At 58.1% G+C, this 6,069-nt stretch carries 5 protein-coding genes; all 5 read left to right on the top strand.

What is annotated here, in order from left to right; genetic code table 11:
* A partial coding sequence (locus tag FJY67_10990; protein ID MBM3329973.1) for a 50S ribosomal protein L27 occupies positions 1-136 on the top strand: 136 nt, incomplete at its 5' end.
* 57 nt (positions 137-193) lie between these two features.
* Positions 194-1,030 carry a T9SS type A sorting domain-containing protein gene (locus FJY67_10985; GenBank protein ID MBM3329972.1) on the top strand — a complete coding sequence of 279 codons (837 nt, stop codon included), beginning with the start codon at positions 194-196 and terminating at the stop codon, positions 1,028-1,030.
* Positions 1,031-1,088: 58 nt separating this feature from the next.
* Complete coding sequence (gene mdh, locus FJY67_10980) at positions 1,089-2,030, top strand: malate dehydrogenase (GenBank protein ID MBM3329971.1); 942 nt, start codon at positions 1,089-1,091, stop codon at positions 2,028-2,030.
* 436 nt (positions 2,031-2,466) lie between these two features.
* Complete coding sequence (locus FJY67_10975; protein ID MBM3329970.1) at positions 2,467-2,805, top strand: hypothetical protein; 339 nt, start codon at positions 2,467-2,469, stop codon at positions 2,803-2,805.
* 59 nt (positions 2,806-2,864) lie between these two features.
* Positions 2,865-5,888: a hypothetical protein gene (locus FJY67_10970; protein ID MBM3329969.1), complete on the top strand. Its 3,024-nt coding sequence runs from the start codon at positions 2,865-2,867 to the stop codon at positions 5,886-5,888.
* The last annotated feature ends 181 nt before the right edge of the window (positions 5,889-6,069 follow it).

Below are 6,069 nucleotides of genomic sequence, written 5' to 3'. Positions count from 1 at the left end.
GCAGCGCGGTACCAAAGTGCACCCCGGACGCAACGTTGGAATCGGTAAGGACGACACTCTGTTCGCTCTATCGTCCGGTCGGGTTGTATTCGAATCCTATCGTGGCCGCAGTGCGGTCAGCATTATTGAGGAATAACCGGAGCGGATTCGACCGCTCTATTGCATAATCAATTCCAATATCTGGAGAGTTGGAATGAAGTCCGTTACGTTACTCCTCGCGATAATGCTCGCGTGTTCCACGGGGCTGGCTCAACTTCAGAACGGCGGTTTCGAAGAGTGGGTGAACAGCGACCCGGCTAACTGGCATTCGTTCGACGAAATGGCGCCGCTCGGATCCGTCGAGCCGGTTCGTCCGGCTTATGAAGGCAGTTGGGCCGCTCGACTGGCTACTTCGGAATTTCTGGAGGCAGCGATAGTCTGGCAGGACTTCGGTCCTCTTGCGATCGGCGATGAAGCCCGGTTTTCGCTCTATTATTCGGCAATGACTCCCGGAATGGTCGGCGAATTGGTCGCGGTTGGATTTCGTGGCGAAGACGAAGCCGGTGCGGCACTGGCGCAGTTTACACCGGCCGGCAATAACTTCCTGCAGGTCATTGCGCTCTGGACCGGGGATATTCAGGAGTGCGACTCACTCTCGATCATGATCACCCTCTCGTCCGCCAGTGAAGAGCCGGTAATCGGCTCGGTGACGATCGATGCGGTGGTGATGGAAGGCTTCAGTCCGCTTGACGTTAAGATCGATGAGAGCAGGGCGCTGCCTGAAACCAGTCTGTTGCTCGAGGCGTTCCCCAACCCCTTCAACGGCGGCACGCAGATTCGCTTTGCGGCACCAAGTGGCGCAACTCGCCTGCAAGTGTTGGATATGCAGGGGCGTTTGGTGACAAACCTTTTACAGGCTCCAGTGGCAGGCAACCGGGTTCTCAACTGGAATCCGACAGTTGGCGGAGCCGGCCTTCCGGCGGGAACCTACCGGTTGGTTTTGACTTCCGGCCGGGAAGTCCGTCATTTGCCGCTAATACTATTGAAATAAATCCCCCGGCGATGCGGCCGGAGGGAGTTCCCAATTACACATCAGGAGCACAAATCCAATGGCACGGCCGAAAATCGCACTGATCGGTGGAGGGCAGATCGGACAGATCCTGGCCCTCCTGGCAGCACAAAAGGAATTGGGCGACGTCGTAATGCTCGATGTCCCCGACCGCGAGGGTCCCACCAGGGGCAAGATGCTCGACATCGCCGAATCGACCTGGGTCGGCGGTTTTGACGCAGAGTTGACCGGGACCTCGAACTATGCCGATATCAAGGGGGCCGACGTCGTCATCGTTACTGCCGGTTTACCGCGCAAACCGGGCATGACCCGCGACGACCTGCTCGACATCAACGTCAAGATCATCAGCGACGTAGCGCGAAACGTCCGGGAGCAAGCCCCCCGGGCGTTTTGCATTATTGTCACCAACCCGCTCGACTCGATGGTCTATGCTTTCCATAAGGTAACCGGCTTCCCCAAGAGCCGGGTCTGTGGAATGGCAGGGGTGCTCGACACGTCGCGGTTCTGCTCCTTCGTCGCGATGGAACTGGGCATCTCGGTCGAAGATATTTCTGCAGTTGTGCTCGGCGGACATGGCCCGACAATGGTGCCGCTACCCCGCCTTTGCACGGTGGGTGGCGTTCCGCTGGCGGAACTGCTATCGAAAGCCCGGATCGAGGCTATCGCCAGCCGTACCCGCGAAGCCGGCACCGAAATCGTCAACTTGCTTGGCAACGGCTCGGCGTTCTTTTCCCCGGCCTATTCGGCGATTGCAATGGCCGAGTCCTTCCTTCGCGACAAGAAGCGGCTGCTCGCCGCGGCGGCGCTTCTGAACGGCGAATACGGCATCAGGAACTATTTCATCGGAGTGCCGGTCGTTATCGGGGCGCGCGGCGTGGAAAAGATCGTCAAGGTGAAACTGACTGCTGACGAGCAAGCCGCTCTGCAGAAGTCCCTCGACGCTGTGAAGGGGGCAGTGGCAGACGTGGACAAGAGAATTTAGGGAAGCAACGCTAAGGTGAGGCGGGCGGCGGATGCCAGCCGGGTCTTGGCGAATGCGAGGGACCTTGAATTGACAGGTGAGAGGGAATGCACCTGAAATTTACACGTTGCGCTCGTAGTATCTAATGCCGGACGGCGATGCTGAATTATGGTTGGCAGACGCCTTCGTCTGCCAACCACACCACCCCTTAAGTCAAACGAGGGCGTCCGGTATGCACATGTCGAGGTTAAGTAGGGCACTTATTTGAGGTAGATGAAATGGATCGCCCTGGTATCTTCTTGATAAAATAGGCGTAATGCCACGCTTGTCATCCCCGCGCAGCGGGGCTTCAGACCTGATTGGCTTGGCTGGGTTCCCAACTCGCGGGAACGACGCCATATATCGCTTGTTTACTCAATTTGATACTTGTTCGTCTATTTACTAAGGACAATCACCTTTGAAGATTCCCCGCGATCTACCGCAACCGATGTTCATTCGGCCCAACGACTACATCACGCTCGCCGGCGTTGACTACATCATCAAGCGCAACGAGTTTGCGCAGATGACCAAGATCATCGGGCGCGTATCGCGCAAACTCCCCTCCGAGAAGGACGTGATCTGGGCTCTACGGGCACACCGGCCTGTCGCCTACTGGGGCAACAAGTACTTTATGTTTGAGCACATCGACGCCGAGGTCATAATACCTATCATGGAAGCGATTTGGGAAGCCGACAAGCGCCGCGGTGTGCCTCCACCCGAAAGGACCGACCTTGCCGATGCCCTTTACGACTTCTGAATTCACACGGCTGTAGATTGACAGTCGATCATTATTCGCCGGAGTCTCGCACTGCGACCATGAGGAACCTCTTCGCGCTCGTCTTGATCGCGATACTGGCTCATCACTCCCCCGCCGTTCAACCCGCAAGCGACCGATTGGACCTGCCGGCTCCGGGGATCGACCTCGCTGCGGGGCTTGCGTCGGTCTCGTCCGAGCCTTGGAGTCCGCCCGTCAGCGGCACCGGGGCGACATGGCAAGCCTTCCGGTCGCCGGTAACGAAATGTATCCTGCTCGCCGCCGGGCAGCCGTTCACACTCATCGGTAAAGCACCGTCGGAAGATGAACTGGCGACTGCCGCACTCCAATTTGTCAACCGCGCTGCCACAGATATTGACCTTGAGGGCTGCCGGTTCAAGATTGCACAAATCACCCATACAGGCGGATCCGGTATCGCTCTCGTGCGGGCGTTCATCGACGATGTGCCGGTCTATGGTGCTTACGCGATAGTTGTCGTCAACCGTCAGGGGCAACTCATCCAGGTCAAGGCGCGAGGCTTTGGCAGCAGGACCGCCGGTCACTATGCAATAGACGAGACCTACGCCCGAACCGCCGCTCTTCAGGCCGCCGGCCTAAAGTCGATAGATTCATCCCGCGCATCGAAATGGTATCTTCCGCGCTATGGTGAAGATGGGACTATCGTCCTCAACGCGGCTTACCAAGTCGAACTCTTTCCTCCCGACCCTTCTCATCGTCCGGCAATATTCATTGACGCTGTCACTGGAATACCCGTCGCCGCCGAGAACCGTATTGAGCACGAGCGACTCAGCGGCACGGTGACCGGCCTTATCAAGCCGCTCTACGGCTCGGATCAACTGCATTCCCGCACCTTCCCGCACGAGTGGCTTCTCCATGAACGTCTGGAGACCTACACCGACCCCTCCGGCAACTTTGCCTTCGAGGTAAATCCGGCACTGGCTCCCTTTCGACTGGACACCGAACTGCGCGGCAGGTGGGTCGATGTCAATTACGACGACGGCGAAGATGCGTCGCTGAGCGTAGCCGTGCAACAGGTCGCTCCGGTGCGCATCGACTGGGGACGAAACAACGGCCGCGACGACGAGCGGTCGCTCTACTGGCACACCAACTTCATTCACGACTACTGGAAGCGTCTCGATCCCGGCTTTCGCGGGATGGATTATCCTGTTCCAGCGACAGCGATGTATGGCACTAACTACGACAACGCTTTCTGGAACGGGCATGGGATGTTCTTCGGCGATGGCGACCAGATGGACAATTTTGCGCTCTACGCCGATGTTGTCTATCACGAGTATGGCCACGGCGTAACCGGCAACATCTATCCCCGCGACATATTGCCCTATCGCGGCGAGTCGGGAGCACTCAACGAAGCCTGGTCGGACTACTTTCCGTGTTCGATTACAAACGAACCACTCCTCGGCGAAGGGGGGCTGGTCGGTGGCAACCGCTACATCCGCAACATCGACAATAACCTAATCTACCCCCGGGATATAGTCGGCGAGGTTCACTACGACAGCCGGATCATATCGGCTGCCATGTGGCATACCCGTGCGGTATTGGGGGCGTCTTATTGCGACTCCCTCTTCCATTTCACGAAATACCGGCTCGGCAACGATTTTCTCACCTACTTCACGGATATACTGATCGGCGACGATGACGACGGAGACCTCACCAACGGCACCCCTAACGACCGGGTGCTGTATGGTGAGTTTGGCCGGCACGGCATCGGACCGGGAATTATACCGAAGATCGCCTTTCGCCAGATCGACCTCTTTGATGACAATGCCCGGGGCGCTCGCGGCAACGACGATTTGCTTTACGAACCGGGAGAAGCGCTACGAGTTGAGGTTGCCATTGAGCGATTGGGAGTCCTCTTTCCGCCGCCGGCAAGAACGGTGCGCGTTTCGGTCGAGACGACATCGCCGCATTTGGCAGTAGGTCGCGCATCGGTTGTGCTGGGCGATATGCGGGTCGGCGACCGTCTTGCCACCGCTGAACCATTGCTGCTGGACATCGCCGGCGATGCACCGCTGGACTTTGCCGGACTGAGGCTCTTCCTATCGGACGACGAACACGCCCTGATTGCGGACACATTGTTTCAGATTCCGCTTGGCAGGCCGGCGGTGTGCCTGGTGAAGGATGGCGTCTCAGATATGGACCGGACAGAATGGTTGAGTAGTTCGCTTACGACCCTCGGCGTCGTCCACCAGTTCATCGACGTTTATGCCCCCCGACGCGATTTGGCAGCCCGGCTGACGCCGTTTCGGACGTTGATCTGGTTCACGGGCGATGCTCGGGAGGGAATTTTGCGTGAATCTGACCGTCTGGCGCTCCAGTCATTCCTTGATCGGGGCGGCAATCTCCTTCTGACCGGGCAGTCGGCCGGGCGCGATCCGTCGCTATCCGGCTTCTTGCGCAATTACCTTGGCGCCGAGGTCGTCGAAGACTCCACAAATCAGATCTATTGCGAAGGTGTGGCTGGAGATCCGGTCGGGCAGGGACTGCGACTCCTGATGCTGGGTGCCGGCGGAGCAATGAATCAGCGTCGCACGATGGCGATTGCGCCGGTCAATGACGGCGTCGTCACGCACCGCTGGACCAGGAGGGAGGATCACGCTGCTGCCGGAGTTCGCCGTTTGGATGAGCCAACCGGGTCGAAGACCCTATACTTCGCCTTCGGAGTCGAAGCCGTAGGAGGGCATGGCGGAACAGCAACCCGATTGCAGGCACTCGCGCCGGCTCTTACCTGGCTCGATGTCCCGAATCATACGACATTGCCGGATACGCCAGCCCGCGCTCAGGATTTCACCTTGGAGTCGCTCTACCCCAATCCGTTTAACGCCGGGCTGAAGATCGACTTTCGCCTCGCAAGGAATGGCAGGGTCCGGATGGCATTATTCGATCTAACGGGGCGGGAACTTACGCTTGTTTTAGAAGAGCATCGCCCGGCCGGCCGGCATACCGTATCGTGGGAAGGGACAGGTCTTACAGCAGGACTCTATCTAATGGGAATGGACGTTGATGGCAAGACTGCGGGAGTTCACAAAGTTGTGCTGGTGAAGTAAGATGTAGTTGAATTGAGGTGGCCGTTTCACAGACCCGTTGGGTGGATCTTATCTCCGCCCAACGGGTCTCTGTTTTGGTATGCTGTGGAGAATAGTTGCATGTTCGGGGGGGGTTCAAACGACATCAGTGGCACAACATTATACAAACCTGCCGTTGCTCACGGTGGGGAGGATATGCCTC

The sequence above is a fragment of the Calditrichota bacterium genome, from assembly GCA_016867835.1.
Taxonomy (GTDB): domain Bacteria; phylum Electryoneota; class AABM5-125-24; order Hatepunaeales; family Hatepunaeaceae; genus VGIQ01.
Note: the sequence above shows the minus strand (reverse complement) of the source record. Positions and strands in the feature narration are given on the sequence as shown.

Bases quoted from the DNA above. Each gene is read 5' to 3' on its own strand.
- FJY67_10985 (MBM3329972.1), top strand. From the start codon at position 194: ATGAAGTCCGTTACGTTACTCCTCGCGATAATGCTCGCGTGTTCCACG.
- mdh (MBM3329971.1), top strand. From the start codon at position 1,089: ATGGCACGGCCGAAAATCGCACTGATCGGTGGAGGGCAGATCGGACAG.
- FJY67_10970 (MBM3329969.1), top strand. From the start codon at position 2,865: ATGAGGAACCTCTTCGCGCTCGTCTTGATCGCGATACTGGCTCATCAC.